Annotated in this window: 23 protein-coding genes; 5 read left to right on the top strand and 18 right to left on the bottom strand. The window is 38.1% G+C overall.

Going from position 1 to position 22,641, the window contains the following annotated elements; genetic code table 11:
* Window positions 1-61 precede the first annotated feature (61 nt).
* Window positions 62-217 (bottom strand): hypothetical protein, encoded by a 156-nt coding sequence (locus BC008_RS50275; protein WP_201026075.1) that lies wholly within the window; start codon window positions 215-217, stop codon window positions 62-64.
* Between the two features lie 310 nt (window positions 218-527).
* Between BC008_RS50275 and BC008_RS49240 the strand changes: the two genes are divergently transcribed.
* Window positions 528-701 carry a hypothetical protein gene (locus BC008_RS49240; protein WP_161938068.1) on the top strand — a complete coding sequence of 58 codons (174 nt, stop codon included), beginning with the start codon at window positions 528-530 and terminating at the stop codon, window positions 699-701.
* 35 nt (window positions 702-736) lie between these two features.
* Here BC008_RS49240 and BC008_RS03470 read toward each other — a convergent pair whose 3' ends face one another.
* The 4 genes from BC008_RS03470 to BC008_RS03455 all read right to left on the bottom strand — a co-directional run bounded on the left by BC008_RS03470 (window position 737) and on the right by BC008_RS03455 (window position 3,257).
* Complete coding sequence (locus tag BC008_RS03470) at window positions 737-1,942, bottom strand: CsgG/HfaB family protein (RefSeq protein ID WP_027842506.1); 1,206 nt, start codon at window positions 1,940-1,942, stop codon at window positions 737-739.
* A 137-nt stretch (window positions 1,943-2,079) separates the two neighbouring features.
* Window positions 2,080-2,448, bottom strand: coding sequence for an HNH endonuclease (locus tag BC008_RS03465; RefSeq protein WP_058183137.1), 369 nt, complete (start codon window positions 2,446-2,448; stop codon window positions 2,080-2,082).
* 4 nt (window positions 2,449-2,452) lie between these two features.
* Entirely contained in the window at window positions 2,453-2,839 is a 387-nt protein-coding gene (locus BC008_RS03460) for a hypothetical protein (protein ID WP_058183135.1), read from the bottom strand.
* A 22-nt stretch (window positions 2,840-2,861) separates the two neighbouring features.
* Window positions 2,862-3,257 carry a hypothetical protein gene (locus tag BC008_RS03455; RefSeq protein ID WP_027842504.1) on the bottom strand — a complete coding sequence of 132 codons (396 nt, stop codon included), beginning with the start codon at window positions 3,255-3,257 and terminating at the stop codon, window positions 2,862-2,864.
* A 400-nt stretch (window positions 3,258-3,657) separates the two neighbouring features.
* Between BC008_RS03455 and BC008_RS03450 the strand changes: the two genes are divergently transcribed.
* Window positions 3,658-4,086, top strand: a complete 429-nt coding sequence (locus BC008_RS03450) for a GFA family protein (RefSeq protein WP_063800735.1) — start codon at window positions 3,658-3,660, stop codon at window positions 4,084-4,086.
* A 19-nt stretch (window positions 4,087-4,105) separates the two neighbouring features.
* Here the strand turns inward: BC008_RS03450 and BC008_RS03445 are convergent, their stop codons facing one another.
* The 3 genes from BC008_RS03445 to infC all read right to left on the bottom strand — a co-directional run bounded on the left by BC008_RS03445 (window position 4,106) and on the right by infC (window position 8,811).
* On the bottom strand, window positions 4,106-4,546 hold the full coding sequence (locus BC008_RS03445; protein WP_027842503.1) for a Crp/Fnr family transcriptional regulator: 441 nt from the start codon (window positions 4,544-4,546) through the stop codon (window positions 4,106-4,108).
* 273 nt (window positions 4,547-4,819) lie between these two features.
* Entirely contained in the window at window positions 4,820-7,855 is a 3,036-nt protein-coding gene (locus BC008_RS03440) for an MFS transporter (RefSeq protein ID WP_027842502.1), read from the bottom strand.
* A gap of 422 nt (window positions 7,856-8,277) precedes the next feature.
* On the bottom strand, window positions 8,278-8,811 hold the full coding sequence (gene infC / locus BC008_RS03435) for a translation initiation factor IF-3 (protein WP_027842501.1): 534 nt from the start codon (window positions 8,809-8,811) through the stop codon (window positions 8,278-8,280).
* Between the two features lie 592 nt (window positions 8,812-9,403).
* Between infC and BC008_RS03430 the strand changes: the two genes are divergently transcribed.
* Window positions 9,404-10,318: an alpha/beta fold hydrolase gene (locus tag BC008_RS03430; RefSeq protein ID WP_027842500.1), complete on the top strand. Its 915-nt coding sequence runs from the start codon at window positions 9,404-9,406 to the stop codon at window positions 10,316-10,318.
* Between the two features lie 443 nt (window positions 10,319-10,761).
* Here BC008_RS03430 and BC008_RS03425 read toward each other — a convergent pair whose 3' ends face one another.
* The 9 genes from BC008_RS03425 to BC008_RS03385 all read right to left on the bottom strand — a co-directional run bounded on the left by BC008_RS03425 (window position 10,762) and on the right by BC008_RS03385 (window position 18,398).
* Window positions 10,762-11,517, bottom strand: coding sequence for a hypothetical protein (locus BC008_RS03425; RefSeq protein WP_058183131.1), 756 nt, complete (start codon window positions 11,515-11,517; stop codon window positions 10,762-10,764).
* A 538-nt stretch (window positions 11,518-12,055) separates the two neighbouring features.
* Window positions 12,056-12,505: an SRPBCC family protein gene (locus BC008_RS03420; RefSeq protein ID WP_027846772.1), complete on the bottom strand. Its 450-nt coding sequence runs from the start codon at window positions 12,503-12,505 to the stop codon at window positions 12,056-12,058.
* 29 nt (window positions 12,506-12,534) lie between these two features.
* Window positions 12,535-12,723, bottom strand: a complete 189-nt coding sequence (locus BC008_RS03415; protein WP_058183129.1) for a CPXCG motif-containing cysteine-rich protein — start codon at window positions 12,721-12,723, stop codon at window positions 12,535-12,537.
* Window positions 12,724-13,056: 333 nt separating this feature from the next.
* Window positions 13,057-13,701 (bottom strand): class I SAM-dependent methyltransferase, encoded by a 645-nt coding sequence (locus tag BC008_RS03410; protein WP_027846771.1) that lies wholly within the window; start codon window positions 13,699-13,701, stop codon window positions 13,057-13,059.
* Window positions 13,702-13,957: 256 nt separating this feature from the next.
* Complete coding sequence (locus BC008_RS03405; RefSeq protein WP_036265352.1) at window positions 13,958-14,224, bottom strand: gamma-glutamyltransferase; 267 nt, start codon at window positions 14,222-14,224, stop codon at window positions 13,958-13,960.
* Window positions 14,225-14,422: 198 nt separating this feature from the next.
* Window positions 14,423-16,066: a sensor histidine kinase gene (locus BC008_RS03400; RefSeq protein ID WP_058183125.1), complete on the bottom strand. Its 1,644-nt coding sequence runs from the start codon at window positions 16,064-16,066 to the stop codon at window positions 14,423-14,425.
* Window positions 16,042-16,407 carry a gamma-glutamyltransferase gene (locus tag BC008_RS03395; protein WP_235595786.1) on the bottom strand — a complete coding sequence of 122 codons (366 nt, stop codon included), beginning with the start codon at window positions 16,405-16,407 and terminating at the stop codon, window positions 16,042-16,044. The genes BC008_RS03400 and BC008_RS03395 overlap by 25 nt, the downstream gene beginning before the upstream one ends.
* A 69-nt stretch (window positions 16,408-16,476) precedes the next feature.
* The gene (locus tag BC008_RS03390; RefSeq protein WP_027843242.1) at window positions 16,477-18,123 is read right to left on the bottom strand and encodes a B12-binding domain-containing radical SAM protein; all 1,647 of its coding nucleotides are present in this window, start codon (window positions 18,121-18,123) and stop codon (window positions 16,477-16,479) included.
* Window positions 18,120-18,398, bottom strand: a complete 279-nt coding sequence (locus tag BC008_RS03385) for a SemiSWEET transporter (protein ID WP_027843243.1) — start codon at window positions 18,396-18,398, stop codon at window positions 18,120-18,122. The genes BC008_RS03390 and BC008_RS03385 overlap by 4 nt, the downstream gene beginning before the upstream one ends.
* A gap of 267 nt (window positions 18,399-18,665) precedes the next feature.
* On the opposite strand from BC008_RS03385, the gene BC008_RS03380 reads away from it, so the two are divergent.
* Both BC008_RS03380 and BC008_RS03375 read left to right on the top strand, forming a co-directional pair.
* Complete coding sequence (locus tag BC008_RS03380) at window positions 18,666-19,616, top strand: aldo/keto reductase (protein WP_027843244.1); 951 nt, start codon at window positions 18,666-18,668, stop codon at window positions 19,614-19,616.
* Window positions 19,617-19,958: 342 nt separating this feature from the next.
* Window positions 19,959-20,804 carry an oxidoreductase gene (locus BC008_RS03375; protein ID WP_036265360.1) on the top strand — a complete coding sequence of 282 codons (846 nt, stop codon included), beginning with the start codon at window positions 19,959-19,961 and terminating at the stop codon, window positions 20,802-20,804.
* On the opposite strand, the gene BC008_RS03370 is transcribed toward BC008_RS03375, so the two are convergent.
* A complete protein-coding gene (locus BC008_RS03370) occupies window positions 20,801-22,576 on the bottom strand; it encodes a pentapeptide repeat-containing protein (protein WP_036265354.1) in 1,776 nt (591 codons plus the stop codon). The genes BC008_RS03375 and BC008_RS03370 overlap by 4 nt on opposite strands.
* Window positions 22,577-22,641: the final 65 nt, after the last annotated feature.

Genomic DNA, 22,641 nt, shown 5'->3' with positions numbered 1-22,641 from the left:
AAAACTAGTTAGCTTGGCTCTTTAAGTATTTACACTACAAAACAGTAAATAATTATTATCTTTATTCAGTCACACCTTTGCGTATAAAAAGAGCAATAGCCCCAAAGATTAGTAGAGAGACTCCCCACCAAAGAGAGTCACCAGGAAGAACCTTCAGTAAAAGCGTAGTCATTCCAGAACTTAGTAGCGACCATCCTAATGTTGTTTGGTAGCTCATTTAATTGCTTTCCTTGTGTTAATTGCTGTTCTTAAATTAATTCTTTTTCAGAGAAAATCAATCAACTAAAAGCATTAGAGTAACACTGGTCTGAGGTAGTAGTTTCCACAATTTCTACTAAGTCTTCTAATAGGGTGTTTGGGTTTAGCTCATAGCATTGCGAAAATTAATTTACCAGTTTGTTCGATTTTCATATTTTCAAGTATTGAAATTGCGATCGCGAGTACTAGACTTATGCAGAATTAAATAAAAAAGTAACCTTTTTTATCTCTTCCCCCACTATCAATTAGCAGCGTCGAAAGTAACAGTTGTGGTGAAAGCGAATAACAGTGATGTGGTGAAAGCGAATAACAATGAGAACATAACAGATACAGAGCTAGTTAGCAGAGCGCGTTTCGGCGATAAAAAAGTATTTAGCTGTTTGATTAAACATTACCAATCAATGGCTAAAGGTATTGCTTTGAATATGTTGAGAAATCAATAACTCGCCCAAGATTTAGTACAGGAGGCGATGTTATCTCATAATTTCCTATCCTTAGGGAAGAAATCTATATAGTTAATAGGCTTAGCAATAATATTTCCTTGCTCAATTTGCTTTCTAATTTCCTCACTCCAGATAATCTGGCTTGTATTATTAGGAAGAATCTTAGCAAGACTCGACTTACTGTCCACATCAATAAGTTCAATATGAGCAATAGGTAAGGTAAATATACGAATAACTTCTTTAGTTTGTGGATCTACAATTTTTTTAGTTATTTCTTTGATTACAAACTTCATTCCTTTCTTATAACCATATGATTTCCCATGATTGAGGACAACATAATTTTTTCCGAAAATACCAGCAACGCGAGTATAATTACTATCTACTTTTCTTATATCAGATACAAATTTGTGATAATTTGCGTTTAATATCGTAACAATTCCATCGATAGCTTTCTTCGTTGCTGAATTAATCAAAATGTCTTCATTTTCCGTTGAAGAATAACTAATTTTCTCTTTATCACTAGTATTTAATTTTAATACGAATTCCGTACCTGTTTTATCGGAAATATTCCTGGAATAATCATCATCGCGAGTTATTTTATTTGTATAATCATTATCATTTCTAACTTCTACACTTACTCTAGGTACTTCTAAATTACTTTCTGAGTAATTACTATTACCAACTTCTACAAAGGTATTGACTATTTCACTTGTAGCAGTATTAATAATCCTGACATTCAATTCAACATCAGCATTTTTGTTAGTAGTTGCCTTACCAAAACCAAGAAATCCTCCCCCAGATTTCCTCTTAGTAATATTAAATTGAGTTATAGATCCAATAATTATAGCTTCGACACCAAATTTTTGACGAATTTTACATAATTTTCCCTCCTCATAAAGTTCTTTCATTTGAGTTCTTTCAACTACTGTAAAATTATTGTCTCTAGCTAAGTAACTGGCTATGATGTCACTAATTCTTGTTACTTCGTCTTGATAGTCATAAAAATTTTTATCATTATTTAGGTTTAGAGCTGTAGCACTAAATTTAAAATCAGCAACTGCAATTCTAAGTTTTCCTGCTGCGAATCGAGGAGGAATAGAACAATCTTGTTCTTGAGTATTTGAAGTTACTTCACTGTCTTGAGCATTAACAGAATCTACACTAGTAATCTCAAAACTTAAAGTAAATAATGAAGTGATAATAGCTAAGGTGAAACGGCGAAAAAAATAGTAATTTTTCATTAATTCCCGAATTTGCCGAGAAAGAATATAAATAAAATAATTTACATATAGTTATATTAGAAGATAAAGCTTATAAAGTCCCTAACCCAGAGAATAGGAAACCTCTCAAAAAAGTTAGATTAATACAATGAAAAGAATTACCCCAAGTTGTAATTAGTATATTTACTACCTTTGGATACGTTGCAGTCCGGACAGGTAATTCTCAGATTTTTTGGCTCTAAAGCTAATTGAGGATACTTGCTCAACGGCTGTTTGTGGTCAATATGAGAGCCTTTAAATTCAATTGGCTGGCGACAAATAGCACAAAGTCCTTTCTGAATCTTATATTGTTGCTGTTTCCAGAGTTTTCCTTCATGAGATTTACGCCAGCGGTTAAATTCTGTACGTGGTTCGTATTTCTCTTCAATACTAGCAGCAGCGCTTTTAAGTTCATCTAAAGCTATATCAACCTGCTTAGTAGCTTCAAATAATTGTCTTACCAATTGCTCAAAAGAATAATCTGACACTTGATTAACTACTGTACTTTGCTTTGATGGTCGCAGCGGTAGCTTTGAGTTCGGCTAAAACGCTATCAGTATCAGACATAGCTTGAATAAGTTGTTTGGCTATTTCGCTCATTTCGGTGTCTGTACCACGGGTGAAAGGAACTTCTGTGACATTACCTAATCGTTCCAGCAGCGATCGCAGAATAATTTCCAGGGTCTGGCTAGTTGTTGGTTTAATGCGAGGGCGGTTTTTATATTTCCGAATCGAAACAATCACATCCCTGAGGAGGTAAGCATAAGCTCTACCTTGTTTTGTCACTGAAGTTAAATTTTTAGTAAGAGAATACGCTAGGTAACGACTTGCGCCATACCCTTGTAATTGTTTGCGGGTAGTGGTCTTATCGGCGTTCATAATTTTTATCTGATGCGTTTAACTATGCTGCATCTTGGTACTTATTATATTGAGATAGCAAAGTTTCAATCCAGGGGTCAGAGAGTCCAAAGCGTTGAGCAAATTGGTAGACTTTGGCGATCGTACTGACAAATAAACTACGCTCTTTTTTCAGGGTTTCTTCGTATTGGTCGATTTTAGTTGCAAAGTCCTGCTCAACTTGTTTAATGTAGTTATTTTTCTTAGTGACTTGACCTTTTTGTGCTGCTTGCAAACGTTGTCGCTCTAATAGTTCTGAGCCTGCAAATGTAACCAATGCCATCAAAATATCTTGTTCTGATGCTTCTTCCAAGTTTAGATTAGCAAATGCTCTCTTAGCATCTGCTGCAGTCCAGTTAAATTTTTTGGCATATTCAATAGCTTCTTTTTTGGTGGTCATAGTTCTGGTGGGCTGTTGCGAGCGGTAATTACTTTTTTAAAAGCTGAAAAATACTAGGTAGTCTTACTTCTTTTTAGCTGATTAGCTTGCACTTGTTAATTAGGACAAGTGTTCTGATGTAATTTATTTATCTTTAAATTATTTTTCTGAGCAATCTTTACTCTTAGTCAATTATGGCTTCATTAAGTGAAATATTTTAAGTACTCGAGCAGCAAAAGACCAACAAGCATAATGCAGTTGACACCTTATTTTGCTACATATGTTTTCTAACCAATTCCGGGATTTCTTCTATAATTTTTCTTCTCAGATAAATCCGATGAGCTGAGGAATAAAAAGCTTGAATTCTATACTTAAAGTGCTTCGTTAAGCTAAAAATAGCGCTTTATTTGGAGTCCATGTGATGAGACAAAAACTAACAGGTGGTTGCTTGTGTAAGAGCATACGCTATGAAGTTGATGAAGTCTTTGATTCCGGATACTGTCATTGTTCAATGTGTCGCAAACTCAGTGGTGCACCTGTTTTAGTTTGGGGTGTTGTAAAAGCGCCATATTTTCGGTTGGTTAAAGGTACACCTACTGAATATGCTTCTTCTGAAAACGGAATTCGGGGTTTTTGTCCGACTTGTGGTTCGCAACTGTTCTACCGAAACAAAGTATCCGATGATATTGAAATTAATTTGGGTACTTTAGACAATCCCGAACTTGTAGAACCTAAAGTTCATGTTTTTACAGATAATCAACTTAGTTGGTTTCAACTTTCTGACTCACTTCCCCGTTACCAAGACAATGTCATTCCCGACCCAGAGTATCGAAGTGGAAACAGTCAATAAAAAGTCTCTAGACTCACAACTAATTCTTCACCCCAATAATATTTAAATTCTGATTTAACTCCCGAATGCGTCGAGAAAGAATACCAATAATATTCACAGCAATTTCCGGAGTTTCTTCAATCGCATCATAAAGTTGTTCTTGGGTTAACTCCAAACATTCGGTAACTTCTAAAGTCGTAGCGGAAGCAGAACGGGGTTGAGAATCAAAAACCGCCATTTCACCAAAAGATTCTCCCTGTACAAATTCTGCTAATTTACGATTTCCCAAATGGGCTTTAACTTTACCAGAAATCACAATATAAAGAGACCTTCCTTCTTCTCCTTGTCGGAAAATAGTGTAATTAGATGGAAAAGATAACTCATCCATCACCGATGCTAAACGCACCAGAAAATCATCTCTTAACTCTTTAAAAATTGGAACTCGACGAACAAATAATAAACGGTCAACACTGGTTAGCATGGGAATATAGCGCTACGCGCAAGTCAAAATTCAAAGGTCAAAATTCAAAATATGTTCTGCGGACATGCTGAGAACGCACTACGCGTTCATCCGCACACAGTGCGCGAACAGCTTGCTGCGTTAAAATGCGAACAAAACAAACCGCGTCCTTACGGATAAAAACTTACAAATCATAGCTTTAGGGGCGTCTACGACCAATAGAGTTTACTAATTCCTTAAATTTATTACGTAGTATTACAAAAATAAAACTCATTACTTGTTACTTATTACTTATTACTTTTCATTTACTCCATTTTTAGAAATAAAATTATCGATATGACCCACAACTAATGGATGAGGGTCATTTTTTACTTGAGGTAATATACTAACTAAAACCCGAGGAGAAACAATACTTAAATAAGCAATTGATGCTTCTCTGACAAAACCTGTAGAATGTTTTAGCCCCCTCAAAATATGAGATATCTCTAAGCTGATACGCGCTACTTCAGCAAAATGGAAACAGCAAGCTAAACACCAATCTGAAAGAAATTCTTCCATTAATAGTAATTTGTGAATGCGCTCGCGGATTATCATCTGTTGATATTCGATTATGCCGTTTTCTACAAGATTTTGTAGCTTTTCTTCGGGAGGATATCTATCTAAAATATTTAATAATATAGGTTTAGAACGAAGAGTAACCGTATGGTCTAAAATTTCTAAACCCCGTGCTAAATTAGCTAATGATTGGGAACGAATATTAATAGTGGCAGCCTGAATTTTATCTATCGGGTAAAGTAATTTTAATAATCTTAATATTCGTTCTTTGACATCAATTTCTAAATTTAATATTGCTCTTTGTAGTAATTCCCCTCTGGCGATTATTTTATCGCTTAATTGATTATTATAAAATAAAGGCTGACTCTTAAAATCAACGTAATTAGCATAGACTTTACCTTGAATTTTTAAATCTATATATGTCGCATAAATTTCACCTAAAAATTGTAACTCTTCATGGATAAATGTTTTAATTTTAATTTCCTGAAACTTATCTACTAAAATAGTATTTCCCGATTGTTGATGGATTTTTAATAGGGTTCGAAGAATATTGTCTCTAGTTGTACCTTTAGATTTTCCTAAATATTGCCAAATAGTATCACTTGCTTCCAAAGTCGAAATTTGACCGATTGTTCGCCAAGCAAACATCCTTACTGTTTGGGGTTTCGATAGATTAGTTGCAAGTTGAAATAGTGGTTCTAGTACTTCGTTTTCTAACTGTACTAAAGCGGTCATTGCTGTATTTCGAGTTGACTTGTAGTGAAGTCCACTAATTAATGTTCCGTAGTATTCTTCTAAACGATTTGCAGCAATCATTTCCAATACAGCACAGCGCACTCGCAATGATTTATCCTGCAATAAAGATGGAATATAAATCCGTAAAACTTGTAAATAAACAGCTTCTCGTAAAGCTTTAACAGCATTTGTCCGTTCGCGTTCCTGTTTGTGAGTTAACATCCAGCGCAAAGTTCTGGTTGCTGCTAATTGTTGGATTGGTGTCCCTTGACGTAAAAGTAATGCAGCTGCTGTTGCACGGACAATTGAATGTTGTTTCCCGTGTAAGTATTCCTCAAGTTTCCTTAAGTCGGGGTGAGATTCAGCTAAATAAACATAACGAATAGCTAGTGCAGAAACTTCGGGAGTAATGTTATTGATAGTTTCTTCATTTAGCAGTTGTCCGACTTGGGTTAAGTATGTAGGGTTTGCACCTCTTTGCAACATTTTTTCTAAACTCAGTTGTTGCAAATCTGGGGGTAAATCTATTAATAGTGGAGCTAAAACTGCTTCTGCTCCTTGGGGGTCGAGTTCCGATAAGAGTTCAATACAAGAACTTCGATCTCCGGAAGCAGTATTTTCTTTTAAAGCTTTGATAACTGCTTGTTTGAAAGAACGTAAATCAATATCTGTACCCTTTAGTTGTTTTTTTCCCGCACTAAAGACCAACAAACTTACATAATGCGATCGCAATACCCAAATTACAACTAAACAAATAAGTGCAATGATAATAGTTTCTATCAAAATAACTGTTTTACTTTGGGGTATAGCCTGTGTCACTAACCACAAAGTGATTAAAATCAATGCCCCTGCTGCACCTGCACCAAATGCTTCAGCAACACCACTAGCTAAAGCTTGGATTTTTGTACGTACTTTATCTGGAATCGGTTGAAATAATAATGGACCACTGCTGAGAACAAAGGTATAGCGTAGAAGCTCATCAAGGAATTTCAAAAATACCATTCCCCAAAAAATAGGTAGTTGGGGTGTTGCCGATGTTAAAGATAATAAAATTACTAAAGAGAATGCAAAAATTGCCACTGTAATTGGTAGTAAAGCAATAGTTACAAAGACTCCAAAACGCTGAAGAATGCGACTGGAAAGGAATAGTTGTACCAATAACTCACAGATACCAGCGACACCACCAAATAATCCCAGAAAGCTAGCAATATCCTTTTCGTTATAATTTGACTTTAATTGGGCAAGATACTGAAAATCAATAAATATACCAATAACTTGTAGCAGTCCGAAAAAAGCAAATAATAATAATGCATAATGCCTTAAAGGAGTAGAAAGACGACGCCCAGAAGAACTTTGAACTTTGGAAACTAATCTATTTGGAACGCTAGGGAAAGCATAGCGATAGTTATGAGTTAGATAAAAAAGAATCACCGCACCCACAACGATTAAGATACTTGCAAAGGGAAAGATGACTCCATCTAAGCCAACAAATATTAGCAGTAAAGGTAAACTAAAACCACCAAGAATATCAGCAACTAAAATTCCACTACTTACAAGTGGGTAAGCACGTTTTATTTCCTGAATATTGAATAGCTGATTCGCGGCGATCGAAGTATTAAGGTCATTGAGAACATAAGATGCATCAACCCATAACCGCAATAAAAATATAGTAATAACTGCAGCATATGAAACTTCTAAACCCTGACGCAGTAAAAATAAAACCGCAAACATACAGGGTACAGTCCCTATTACTACCCAACGCAAGGAAAATATCTTTTGCAACCAGGAATAGCAGAAAACTAATACCGCTCCAGTTACTGCACTAGCAATATAAATCCACGGTAAGGAATCAGCATTATATTTATCTAAAAATAGCGCAACAGTAGTATCTTCGGACCAGCGCAACCCAATACAAGTTGTGGTGTAAAAAGCAAACATCAGCCAAGTGCGATCGCTTTCTTCCGGTCGGAGATTGATTAACTGTAATATTCGTGGCAAAATACCTGTTTTTGGAGTAAGCGAATGATTTTTCAGTTCCATAACCTCCCAATAAGTTACTGAAATATAAACAATAAGAAGTCCCGAGCAACTGAGTATTAGTTTTCCCACTCAGCACTCGGGACTATCGCTTCTCGAACAATAAGTTTTACATTTGAGTTTTATATGTGACCTTACAAAGTTTGAAGTTAAAAAATTTGAAGTTACCTGACAAACTTTGAACTTAAAAAATCAAGAACGTACCAGAGCCTAAGCTGATACGGTAGACTCTGATACGTCAGTGTGTCAAAATTAATGAAATAGACTATTAAAAGATAGAGGATAAAAATCTTAATAAGTCTTATCAAGACTTCAAAATTAAAGATTTTTAAGTTATAGAAAATTCAGCAGTGACTTTTGGCTCTGCTCTTTGTTTTATTTAAGAACTCGTCACTTAAGAAATCTCACTCTAACTTCTTTACAGATTATTTCTTAGGAGACAGAAGCATCATCATATTTCGACCTTCTTTTTTTGGCGCTTGCTGAATTTCGGCAAGACCTTCTAAATCATTTGCCATTCGCTTGAGTAAAACTTCTGCCATATCGCTATGTTGAATTTCTCGACCGCGGAACATTACAGTAGCTTTTACTTTATCGCCATCTTTAAGAAAGCGCTCTGCTTGTCTCACACGTACTTGGTAATCGTGTGGTTCTATTTTGTAGCGCATCTTTACTTCTTTAACATCAGCTGTATGCTGCTTTTTACGAGCCTCTCTCGCCTTTTTCTCTTGCTCAAACTTGAATTTCCCATAGTCCATTATCCGACAAACTGGTGGGTCAGCTTTATCAGAAAGCAATACCAAGTCTAGCTCTTTTTCTTCTGCTAGTCTTAATGCTTCTTGAGGGGGCATAATCCCCAACTGAGCACCATCAGTATCAATCAACCGAATTTTCGGAAAGCGAATTCGTTCGTTAATTTGTGGCAGATCTCGACTTCTTCTTTTCTCTATCACAGGCATATATGAATTGTGGGAGCTGTTATGTTAAGGGTTTGGCTTGGGCTTGAGTAACGTATCTCAGATAAATCATTTTGAAATAACTGAGGTCTAATATTGAAACATGTACTTCTAGGATAACTAATCTAAAAAGTAATTTCCTGACCTTATCTGTCATTCTACTCACACTCAGAGAATTTCTATCCAATAGTTAATCTAAATTACATAAGTGTTGCAAACTTTAATTATCGTAACATCTACTTTTCTATTTGCTACAGCAAAAATTACGCATTTATACTGTTTGCTAAGATAGGACTACATGGTATTGACTCCCTGAAAATATTTATTATTTTTTAAATATGATTTTCTAAATAGATTACTCTAAAGTGAAAATCGGAATTAGTACCTAAAATATTAGTACCCAAAATATGAGTAAGACTTAAAATATAATAGTTATTAAGATAGCATACAAGTTTGTAACAGCCTAAAAGATAAAACTTAGGATACACAATTAGTTTAACGCAATTATCCCCTTGTGGGTATTTTTCAGGTTAATTTATTCGATATGAAGCTTATATTGACTTATATTTTCATTATGTAGCAATAGGAGGTAAGTTTGAACCCCACAGCTAACTTACAACAAAGATTAGGTAACCAGAGAGATTGGATATGGCGGGGTTGGAGGATTCGCTACACATATATCCGCGCAGTTCAAACAAGTCAAAAACCTCCCATAATTTTTCTGCACGGCTTTGCCGGTTCTATTGCGAATTGGCGACATAATTTAGAAGTATTTAGTGCATCTCATACAGTTTACGCCTTAGACATATTGTGTTTTGGAGCTTCAGAAAAAGCTACAGCTAATTACAGCGTGGACTTGTGGGTAAATCAAGTCCACGACTTTTGGGAAACATTTGTTGGTCAACCAGTAATTTTAGTAGGTCACTCCATCGGTTCCCTAATTTCCCTTACTGCTGCTGCTACTTATCCGGAAATGGTGAAAGGATTAGCGATGACGAATCTTGCGGATCCGTCACTAGAAAAAGAACAAACCCCTGCATTTCTCTACCCAGCAGTGGGATTTGTGAAAAATATTGTTGCTTCTATCGCTTTACCTTTGTTAATTAAACCCTTTTTCTACTTCATACGTAAAAGTGGGTTTATACGTTACGGACTTAACCAAGCTTACGTTAATCCGAAGACGGTCACTGATGAACTAGTAGAAATTTATGCTACACCTCCTCAAGATAGAGGTTCTCCTGGAGCTCTTCTAGCCCTAGTAAGGTCTTCAGTTAGTCCCAATTATAGTCCCAACATCAAGGAAATTTTGCCTACCTTATCTATTCCCATGCTGTTAATTTGGGGCAAACAAGATAGATTCTTTCCTGTAAAATCGGCAGAAGGATTCGCTAAATGTAACAATAAGTTACAGGTTATTTACTTAGAAGGTGTTGGACATTGTCCACATGATGAATGTCCCGAACGAGTAAATAAAGAAATTTTGGGATGGATTGATAAATATTTGGATTAAGTTTGTCGTTTATAATCACCAAATACTAACAACTCATTACCCATTACCCACAATTCACTACTATACGCCGTCGTACCCTGCAAGACCTTAGTGAAGAAGGCAGAGAGAGGGCAGAGGGCAGAAGAATATGGTAGGGGCTAGACCTGCGGTCACGCTGCGCTAACCGACCCACTACCAATTGCAAGCCACCAAAATGGAAATTTTGGTGGGGTCTTAAACCCTTGCTCCCTGCGGTCGCCAGAAGCTCTACGACAGAGGCTTCAGCCGACGCCGCAGGCTCTAGACCTATTGCTAACGCAACGCTACGCTAACTGCCTTCTGCCTACGTTCACGCAGTGCGTACAAACTTCTGCCTTTCCTGATAATCCTACAATCCTACAGTTGCACTAAATTTTTACTTATTACTCCTTACTTATTACTTATTACTTATTACTCCTTACTTATTACTCCTTACTTTTCCACTTAAGTATTTTTTCTTTGATCGTGATTCTTCCAGACTGATAAATTCTTAGAGCTTTTCGAGTGAGGACATAACTAATATTTCCTTGATTTGCTAAATACTTACTATTGCTAATATGTGATTTTTCTGAGTGCTTGTAACTTTTCAAAGGAAGGTTAATGACAATACCACTTCTGAGAACAGCAATGTAACTACTTGGAATACTATCACCACAAATATAAGTAATAAAACTTTTAGTTTCAGCTTTGACAAAAGTCTTTTGACCTTGGGGACATCCTTTTTTTAAAGGTTTACCATCAGCACTAACAGCGTATTTAACTTCTTCTTGAAGGACCACACGATTTGCTTTGATTGCTAACATTTCGTAGGGATTCACAGAATATTTCGCTTCCTCACGTTGTGCAATGTAAGTTTCACCTCTTCTTGCTGTTACGGGAGTAGTAAATTTACCTCCAATTTTGGGAATCCGAACATAATACCCCAGACGATGTCGCCGATCTCCCCTGCAAATATATACCCGGTATTTTTGCGTTTCAAAACTACGTATTGGCAGTAGATTAGCTTTAGGACAAATATTTTGGCTAAAAATCGGTTTTTCTCGTGGTTTTTTAATTTCTTTCGCTAATACACTTGAAGCTGCTAACGACAGTATATAAAATGAACTTAAAAGTATAATGTTAAATACTTTTTTATAACTTAAATTCTGTTTTAATAAAATCATTTTTTCCAGTTTTGACATGTAAAAATGTCACCATCTCTTGTCAAGATAGTTAACGATAGGAAACCGGTTGATTATTGTTAGCAAAGCGTACCCTCTGGGCATAGAAAATTAGTTATTTGTAGGGTATGTTAGGCGCGCAAAAGAATTTCTTTTTTGGTTGCCGTTATTTCCACGCCGTAACGCACCGCCATGTCACATTAATGTATAAGGGTGTGTTAGGTGGACAAAAGAATGTCTTTTTTGATCGAAGTACAAGCTTATAGCTACCCTACCTTCGGAGCCGCCAACAAAATCAAATATGATTCCTATATTTATCGGTATATCGGTATTTTCAACCTGATATTTTCAACCCAGTATTTCTAATTTGGTATTTCTAATTTGGTATTTCTAACTTGGTATTTCTAACTTGGTATTTTCACGTCGGTATTTTTATTGAGGGATATCTTATTTGGTAAGTATAAATATGAAAATAACCCCAGACAACAAATATCTGAGGTAATCATCTACTCTTTACAGAAAATAATTTGAAAATAAGATTTTGGTTAAGTAATATCCTTTACTTTGATTCACATTCTTTTTTTGTTACTTCATGGCGGTAACGAAACATCGCATCAAGCTGCATTTGTACCAGCCAACCACTGACAAATTCTACTGGTTCGCCACCTGGCATTGCAAAACAAATCTCATCTGTTAATCTTGTTTTTCCATCTTCTGATTCAAATTTATGCTGATGAGTCCAATGTTCAAAAGGTCCAGAAATTTGTTGGTCGGTAAACGATTTATGTGGTTCACACTCGGTATGACGCGCTAACCAAGTTAAAGGTAAGGGTCCCAGATACAGACGAAATTCTGTAACTGCACCTGTTGCTAATCCCCCCTCTCGGCGAATTACCTGTACGGGTTGCCAAGGTGGGGTTAATAGCTGTAATACATCTGCCCTCTCATGAAATTTCCAAACCACTTCCACCGGTGCATCGATCACCGAGGAATATTTAAATTGCAACATTAAGCAAATTCCATTATTTCAACTCTTAATTACTCTTCATATTCAGTGTCGATTTCTATATCTAAGGTTTCTTCATCAATCCGTAGAAACAAAACATTGGGGCGACAACATACCTGACAATCCTCTACATAAGATTGTTGATAACCACCGGTTAAATCGACAAAAGTTAAGTTTGTTTCGCCGCAATAAGCACAATAATACTCAGCAGTTGTTTGCATTAATTAATAAAGAGATAACAATTATAAAAAAAATATCATTAGTTATTGCAATAGAAGCCTAAACATAAAATATCTATTACTTATTTTAGGACGAGTCGTCAATAACTACAATCTGGGAAGATATAGCGCTAAGCGCAAGTTATTAGCGTACCGTAGGTCGCGCAGCTAGAGCTTTTATGGCGTCGGCGTTAGCCTAAGCACGTGTCTGTAGGACATAAGTAATTAGCGGATCCGTTACGCTTACGCGCTTGCGCTAACAGGACAGATGGAGATGTTGTAGAGGTTGATATTGCTTTAAATTAAGATTCCGAATTCGTGAAGCATTTAATCCTACTAAGATTTCTTCGCCACAATAAACACCCCTTTTAATTTAAATAACCCTCTGTTTACGCTTTTGCTTGGTTCCCAATGGTAGTCAATCGTAAAACCAGCATCAGTCAAACTGTCTAATAATTCTTTCGTGGTAAAAACCACAACCATTGGTATCAAACCCAAAAATATTCCAATCGGCGCGACCATCTTAAACCACTTCATCGTATCTCCTAAACAAACCGTACTGGTGACGAAAACCCCATTTGGTTTGAGCATCTTGTAAACTTTGGCGATAACTTCTTCTTTGTTTTTAAGTAAATGCAAAACATTGAGTCCTAACACCACGTCGAAGGTGCTATCGCCAACACTTAATTCATCGATGGTCGATTGTTCAAAGGTGACATTTTCGATTTTGTTTGCTTCAGCTTTACTTCGGGCAATTTCAATCATTTCTGACGAAAAATCTATTGCTCGAATATGTTTAACGTAAGGTGAGTGAGCGATCGCGGTAGATCCTGTCCCACAGCCAAACTCCAGCACTTCCATGTCTGGCTTAAAGTATTCCCGTGTAACTTGCAGTTTTTTCTGATAAGTTTCTTCGTCAGCAATGGGTTGTTTAGAATAGCTTTCTGCAATTTTGTCCCAAAATTTAATTGAATTATTCATCGCATACCTCTCTTAAATACTTATAGCTAATTCATACAAAGTCAGATATGTCCAGACTTCTCTATGATAGATAACTTGTAAGTGCGATGATTTATTGCAGAATTATGCGCTTTACTAACAGGACAGGTCATGTCCTTATGGACCGGGGCGTAAGCACAGCAGGAGACAGGAGTGAGGAGTAGAATCTGCTTTATAACTGACTTTCAGTTTTTTAACTTTACCTCACTTAGTTGCAATCCGCCAACGACTCGTATTACTACCATGCGATCGCTAAGCCATCAGCACGAGGTTCGCTAGCAGCTATTAATGTTTGCTCGTGTCGAGCGATAATTTGACCCTTTCCGAATGATTCTTGGGAGGAGACTATCACATTGTGTTCCCGCTCTTGTAGCTTACTTATAATCCTAGGACTAGAGGTTGACTCGATTTTAACTGTTGAATCACAAATAAATCGCCATCTTGGAGCATCCAAAGCTGCTTGGGGATTCATGCCATAATCAGCCAAATTCACAACTACTTGCAAATGTCCCTGAGGCTAGGGTGTTTACTTTGTGAAAAATAGCTCGAAAAAACTTCATGCAAATTTTGTATCATTATTTGAGGTCAAAAATATAATCTTTCTTTTTGAAAGTATGGAATGCCCAAAAACTTGAGATGACCAAGCCTTAAGGTCTATGTAGTTCTGGGAAGGGTATTAACTCTTGTAACAAAATAACCCAGGTCAAAGCCTGGACTGATTTCGCATTTTTCCGAGTACGATAGGAATTTCAATAATGAACTCCGTACCAACACCCTCTTCGGAAATAAACTCAATCTTGCCATCGTGCTTTTCAACAATCAGCTGATGACTGATTGTCATACCTATGCCAGTGCCCTTACCTACGGCTTTTGTAGTGAAAAATGGGTTGAAGATGTGAGCTTTGACTGCTTCAGGGATGCCAATCCCATTATCTGCAATGCTGATGCGAACACTCTCCGGGCAAGCTACGGTGGTAATAGTAATCTTAGGTGAATTTTGAGTTACCTGTGTCTTCTGCTCAAACGCGGTATCCAGGGCGTCAATCCCATTCGAGAGAATATTCATAAACACTTGATTGATCTGACCAGCATAGCATTCCACTAGCGGTAGGTTGCCAAAGTTACGCTCAATGCTGATGGTCGGACGCGGTAGATGCGGTTTGAGACGATGCTGCAATATCATCAGGGTACTCTCTATTCCTTCGTGGATATTCACCGCCTTGATGTCGGCCTCATCCTTACGAGAAAAGTTGCGCAGTGACAGTACAATCTCTCGAATTCGTTTCGTACCGACTTTCATAGAAGACAGCGTTTTCTCCAGATCTTCTTTTATAAAATCCACATCCAACATTTCCATCTGTTCGCAAATCTTCGCATCGGGTTCTGGATAGTACTGTTCGTAGAGCCCTAAAGCCTCAAGTAACGTTTTAGAATAGCCTTCCACATGACAGAGGTTGCCATAGATAAAGTTGACTGGATTGTTGATCTCGTGGGCAACCCCCGCCACCAATTCGCCCAGACCAGACATTTTCTCCTGATGAATTAGCGTGGTTTGGGTGCTTTTCAGTTCCTCCAGAGTATCAGACAGTTCCTGTGTGCGCTGTTTGAGTAGAGTATCTGCCCGCCCCACAAATAGGTTCAAAATTAGGTAAAGCAGGCCCAGAATCAGCAGACTCCCCAACATGATTTCTTTCTGAGTGCGCTCAATCCGCTGAAGTAAGGGCGTGACATCGGTGTACAGTTCAAATACCGCAACAATTTTTCCGTCTTCGTGGACAGGAATGTAGCTGGATAGCCAGTGACGATCCTCAAGAACTTGTTGAATGGCCTTAAAGGTATCGCGATGACCCAGTTGACTGAGGACTCGGCCAGTCCTGGCAGATAAAAAACCTGGAGATTCGCTCTTATCATCTCCCAACTGATCGGTATTAGTGGAAAACACTGTCCGCCCCTGCAGATCAAATACCTTAACCTTAGCGATGGGAGAGTCTTCTAGTTGGATGGTGAGTTCGTCATAGAGTTGGCGAGTGTGAGGATCTGCGGCCAGTTCTTCATCGCTAAGTCCTTGGGTTGAGGTTAGAAACGTCCCGTGTTCTGGCCAAAGCTTCTTGGCAAACACATTGGTCAGGGTGACATTACTCTCTTCGGTGGACACTACTAAAGTACGAATAGCCCGTTCCTTATATAACACAGAGAGTAAGCCAATGGACAGGACAAATCCACTTAAGCTAACAATCGAAAAATTACGCAGCAGATTGAATCGACGTTGGACAGTGGGTTGATTCGTCGAGAAGAACTTGAGTAAACGGGCGACCATTTGCTTCAATACTTTGAGTGGTGGTTCCATATCAGCCTTATTGTTCCCAATGATGGTTTAGACATACCTGGGCTGGGTGAGCCTAGCCTGGATAAGTAGGGTGGAGGTCCCTGAGGCTGTATAGAACCACCCATTACACCAAAAGGTCCTATCGGTTGATTATCTTGGGTTAGGAAACCAGGAATAATTGTATGTAAGGGGCGCTTGTTAGGTGCTAATTGATTGAGATGATCTGACTCCAAGGTGAAACAGCAACCTCTATTTTGCAATGCAATACCAGTTTGAGCAGGTAAAATTCCACTACCAAAACCCATGTAGTTAGATTGGATAAACGATACCATTAGCTCACTATCAGCTGCTACAAGGTACACAGTTCCACCTTTAAGCAACAAGCTTGGTATAAAAAATATAATGACGTTTGCTATGCGATCGCGTAAAAATTACCCATTCCGAACCAAAGCTTTTTCTGGTGACTGCTCAAAATGAGTGGTTGCTTCTGACAAATGTTTAATTAATGTGGATTTAGGTAATGGTCCTTGCAAATGATCCCAAGGTAATACTTGTTCTGTTGACCAATTAGCATGAACGTAAAAATCTAGTTTAGGGATTTTTCCTTTTAATTCTTTAAATGCACGCTTATAACTACCTAAAGAATCACCAAAGTCGCGGGTTAATTCCAATAGGTGAGATAGTCTTCTATCCCCCCTAGAAAGCAAAGCCTGAATGATTGACCAATTATAGCTTTCCGGACGAAAATCAATTCCTTGGGGTTTAAGTTTCTTCTGTAAAAACTGCAAGCGTTTTTGGGCTTGTGGGTTAACTCCCATCCACTGAAATGGAGTATGGGCTTTGGGAACAAAAGTACTGCAACCCCAAGTCAGACGCAAACCAGGTGCTGCTTTTTTAAGGTCGCGCATCATGCTTACGGTCGCATCTAAATCGCCGGGTTCCTCTCCAGGAATTCCCACCATTCCATATAATTTTAAACTTTTGAGTCCGCCAGCTTTAGCATTGATCGCTGCTTGAGTAATCTCATCTTGTTGAAGTTTCTTATTAACGATGCGGCGTACTTTTTCAGATCCACTTTCTACAGCAATTGTCAGGGAACGAGTATCTCTTTTTGCTAAAGTTTGCGCTAATTCGACGCTGACAGTATTTGTCCTGACAGAAGCAATACTCAAACGAACGTCATCGTATTTAGGTTGACTTAAGCGATCGAGCAAACTTTCAAATTCTGGATGTTGGGTTACTGAAGCACCTAACAATCCAATTCTATTAGTAACTGTCAAACCTTTTTCAATCGCTGGAATTAAAGAATCATTGATACTCGCAGTTCTAAACGGTAAAGTCAAATAACTCGCAAGACAGAAGCGACACATTTCCGGACAACTTCTCACCACTTCCACCATGAAAATATTTTCCCAGGCTGCTTTCTCTGTGACTACCGTTGATGCTGAAAGTGTATTTCCCCGATAGGTTTGTTTTTGAACTACAGCTGGAACTTCTGATGAAATTGGTTCAATCGACTTGATCGCATCATCGGGAGCGCGATATACCACTTCATATAAACTAGGAACGTAAATCCCTGGTACTTGTGCTAATGCTTTTAATTGAGTTTGTCGAGGTGCATTTCTTACCTCTTTATAAGCATCAATAAAATTACCCAGTAAATTTTCCCCATCTCCCAGTAAAACTACATCAAAAAAATCAGCGAAGGGTTCGGGATTTGCTGTAAGTACTGGTCCGCCACCAAAAACTATAGGATGATTATCGTTGCGCTCCTTAGCCCTGATGGGAACCTGCAAATCTTCTAATAAATTTAAAATATTAACGTAGTCCAGTTCCCAAGACATGGAAAAACCCAGTATTTCCGGCTTTAAGGGCAAATGTTCGTGAATATCGGTAAATAAACGACTTACCTGTAAATCCGAACGCATTGCTAAAGTCGCCCATACAATCTGATACCCAAGACTGGTTATCCCCACAGTGTATTCATTGGGAAAAGCAAAGATAGTAGGGATTGCATCATTATCGGGAATAGCAGGACTAAATAGAAGACGTTCAGCAGCGAATATAGAAGCTGTCACAGATATTTTCGAGGGCGAGTTTTTCCGTATTTTATTTTAAGCCATAAAATCGTGAGGTTAAAAACTAAGGTGATGGCATTGGCTAGAACAATTGCGATATCTTGGCGAAGAATTCCATATAGCAACCATAAGGAAACACCCAAAATGAAAGTAATCAGCATGATGTAAGACACATCTTTGGCTGATTTGGTTTGCCAGGTCTTTACCATTTGCGGCAAAAAAGATATTGTAGTCAAAGTCGCAGCAGACAACCCCAAAACAGTTAGATAATTCATCGCCCCGTAATTTAATTTGTTTTTCTAAGGCTGAAGCCGAAATAGATTATTACGAATCATTAAAAATACTTGACTTGAGTAATTATACCTTATCAGCAGTGATTTGGAATATTGGGTATTACCCGTAGCTTTTCTATTTTAATCGGTGGCGATTTTATCGAGAACTTAATTATCGAGAACTTAATTATCGAGAACTTAATTATCGAGAACTTAATTATCGAGAACTTATTGATGTGAATAGCAGTTCAGGGATTAAAAGGAGTATCTATGAAGACATTTACACTTAATGACGGAAACGCAATACCTGCTTTCGGTCTTGGTACATGGAAGTCTAGCGAAGATGATGCATATCGAGCAGTTAAGGAAGCCCTTCGTGTTGGTTACAATCACATTGATGGGGCTTGGATCTACCAAAATGAGGATGAAGTAGGGCGAGGAATTTGTGAATCAATTAAGGAAGGCATAATTAAACGCGAAGAAGTTTTTGTGACATCTAAACTTTGGAACTCCTTTCATGCACCTGAAGACGTTGAGAAAGGCTGTCGGGAAACGCTTACTAAACTTGGTCTTGAGTATGTTGACTTGTACTTAATGCATTGGCCTGTTGCTTTTCGATCTGGTAAATTGATGCCGGAAGGTACTGAAGATTTTTGGCCATTATCCGATTTGCCTTTATCAAAGACATTTGAAGCAATGCTGAAGCTCCGTGATCAGGGACTTGTAAAAAGTGTGGGGGTTTCAAACTTCAGTATCTCTAAGTTGGAAAAAATGATTGCAGAGAGTGGCGTTGTTCCAGCGGTTAATCAAGTGGAATTGCATCCGTACAACCCACAGGAAGAACTATTTAGTTACTGTAGCGACAAAGGGATACATCTTACTGCTTACTCACCACTGGGTTCTGGCGATCGCCCTAAATTTCTGAGACATAAAGGAGAGTCCCCCGTTCTCGAAAATGAAATAGTGAAAGTTACCGCAGCCGAAGAAGGTTTAACACCTGCGCAGTTATTAATTGCTTGGGCGATTGACCGAGGAACGAGTGTGATTCCCAAATCTGCTAATCCTGGGCGAATTGCTGAAAATTTGGCGGCTGCATCCCATACTCTCTCAGCTAAAGCCAGGTCTGCGATCAATGAAATTGATACCCGTTTCCGGTACGTTGATATAAAAGAATGGTGCCTCCCTGGTATTACCTGTGAAGGTGATAATTTTTGGGTTTAAGGTATTTGTTAAAGGATGTTAGCGAAAAGTTATTAGTATGAGTCCAAATAACATGGATTCAAGTAACAGAGAATTCATGTTCGGATAAAAATTGCTTAAAACCGAGACTTTGGGCTAAAGCTATCGATGGAATATTTTCTTCCCAAGAACTCCACTCTACAATATAATTTCGCTCCAACGCCCATTGACAAGTCGCTGATACAAGTTTTTACCTATATTTTACAAGATTTATACGTATTTTTGCTTGTAATAGCGCAACTTGCTATAGATATAAATTCTGAATCAAGTTTTAATAATGATGAATTCTCACGTACTCCCAGAAAAGTAAACACAGGAACTTTTATGTCTAATGTGAATACACACAAACTTGTGGCTTTAGTAACTGGTGCATCATCAGGTATAGGAAAGGAAATTGCAAAGCAACTACTTGATGATGGATACGTGGTCTATGCAGCTGCTCGCCGAGTTGAAAAAATGACTGATTTGGAAAAGCAGGGAGCCATTGCTACCAAGATGGACATTACTGACGAAGATGATGTAATCAATTTGGTGGAAAAAATTAAACAGCATCACGGTGGTGTAGATGTTCTTGTGAACAATGCTGGATTTGGTAGCTATGGAGCTATGGAAGACACAACAATTGATGATGCGAAATATCAGTTTGATGTCAATTTGTTCGGATTGGCTAGACTAACTCAAGCAGTATTGCCTTATATGCGGAAAAAGAAAGCTGGTCGGATTGTAAATATTTCTTCCATGGGCGGTAAAATTTATATACCTATGGGCTCGTGGTACCATGCAACAAAACATGCTTTGGAAGGATGGTCAGACTGTTTGAGATTAGAGCTTGATCCTTTTGGTATTGATGTAATTATCATTGAACCGGGGGTGATCAAAACAGAGTTTGGGACAACGATGTTGGGACCGATGTTAGGAAGATCCGGAAGTTCTGCCTATAAGTCAATGGCAAATGCTGTTGCTGAAGCGACCAAGAATTCCTACGAACAAGGTGGTGGTGGTTCAGACCCTTCGTTAATTGCTAAAACTGTTTCTAAGGCGCTTAAAGCTAGAAAACCCAAAACAAGATATGCAGTGGGACAATTTGCTAAACCATTAATGTTTGTACGCAAGTGGTTAGGCGATGGCATTTTCGACAAAGTGATTCTAAATGCAATGAACGTTAGCTAACCTAGTTTCAAGTGTACCCGGAGACCATTTGGTATATTCACTGCTTTTTCTAATCCTCGCACACTTCGCCACTGTTGGTTTTCATTCCAAGTCATTGCTTCTAAGTTTGCTTCCCTGAGGTCAATATCTTCCAATATGGCATAACTCAAATTGCTATGGCTGAGATTTGCACCGTTAAATATTACACCACTGAGGTTGCTGCCACTGAGGTTGGCGTTATTGAGATTTGTGTAACTAAGATCGCTACCAAAAAGATTAGCGTCACGCATATCTGCGCCTGATAAATTGGCTTCATAGAGTAATACTCCACTGAGATCGGCTTCGTTAAGTATTACCTGGCTCATATCTACACCACTCAGATCTGCACCTAAAAGAATTGCACCTTTGAGGTTAGCACCACTAAGGAATGCACCATTAAACTTACTGTGGCTGAGATCTGCTGCTAGCAATGCCGCGTTGTGAAGATTAGCACCAAAAAGAATACTATCGCTAAGATTACTACCTAAAAGATTGGAACCCTGCAGATTCGCACCACTTAGATCTGCACGACAAAGGTCGCTATAACTGAGGTTGACTTGCTCGAGTTTCGTATCGCTAAGATTCGCACCGAAAAATACACCATGACTCAGGTTGGCAGATGTAAGATCGGCATCTATGAGTAGGGAATTAGTCAAGTTAGCGCGCTCGAGGATCCCATTCTTGAGTTTAGCGCTGCTAAGGTCTGCATAACTAAGGTCTGCTCCACTAAAATCGGCTCCATTTAAGTTTGCACCACTTAGAGTGGCTCCACTTAGATCTGCATTCCTAAGGTTAGCACCACTAAGGTCTGCACCGCTAAAGTTTACATCACCGAGATTAGCACCACTAAAGTTAGCACCACTAAGATTAGCGGCTGTTAAGTTGGCATCGCCGAGAAAGCTATTACTAAGATTAGCATTGCTCAAATTAACACCTGTAAGGTTGGCATCACCTAAATAAGCATCGCTAAAGCTTCCTCCTTTGAGAAATTCACCTACCACTGTACTGAAATTACCGATAGCTACCGTATCACTATAGTTAATTACTCGTAAGAGTTTAGAAGTAAAAAAATTATCTGTATCTCGAAAACCAGATGGCGAGAAACTTATTTTCTCTTTCCACTCACCTTTCTGTTGAGCTATTCGATGTAATTCAAACAGTAAAATCATCACATTTAGACCGGCACTAATATCAATTTGGCGCAGTCCAATGTTGAGGTTTTTTGTTAGAGTTCGGCTTTGCTCATATCCGTAACACCCCGTCTGATGTGTGCTAACTTCAGAACGCAATTGAAGCATTTTTTGCTGAGGTAAATTATCCTCCGGTATAGCATCGATAAATTCTCCCTGACACCAACGCTCATAAAAATCTGTTAACCGGGAATACAACTGCACGGGTAAGATATCATTACTACTTATTAAATCGCACATCAATTTTTCTAAAATTTCTGGCTTGAGGACATTATTTCCTAGTAAGTCGTAAATCTCCCAATGCAGTTGTTTTACGTTAATTACAAAAGCACCATTAATTCGCTGTTTTGCCCATGATTGTAAGGTTTTTTTTAGTCTTTCTTCGAATAGATTTTTTTCTAAACTTGTTTGAGTATATTCAACATTATTTGTGCATTTTTGAACATTTTTCCCTCGCGAACAATTTTTTTCTGTTACCCCCAAATCTTTCTTCCCCATCTGTATTTTCCACCTGTCTCTCACATAACCTTTAAGTAGTCGCAAAAATTGAGTTAGATGTGACATAGTTACGCAAATTACTACGTTTAATTACTGGGAATATGTAGCTCAAATAAAGTTTTTTTGAGGCT

The organism is Mastigocoleus testarum BC008, from assembly GCF_001456025.1.
In the GTDB taxonomy this organism is placed as follows: domain Bacteria; phylum Cyanobacteriota; class Cyanobacteriia; order Cyanobacteriales; family Nostocaceae; genus Mastigocoleus; species Mastigocoleus testarum.
The sequence above is the reverse complement of the archived record's forward strand: the minus strand, read 5'-3'. Positions and strand labels throughout refer to the sequence as shown.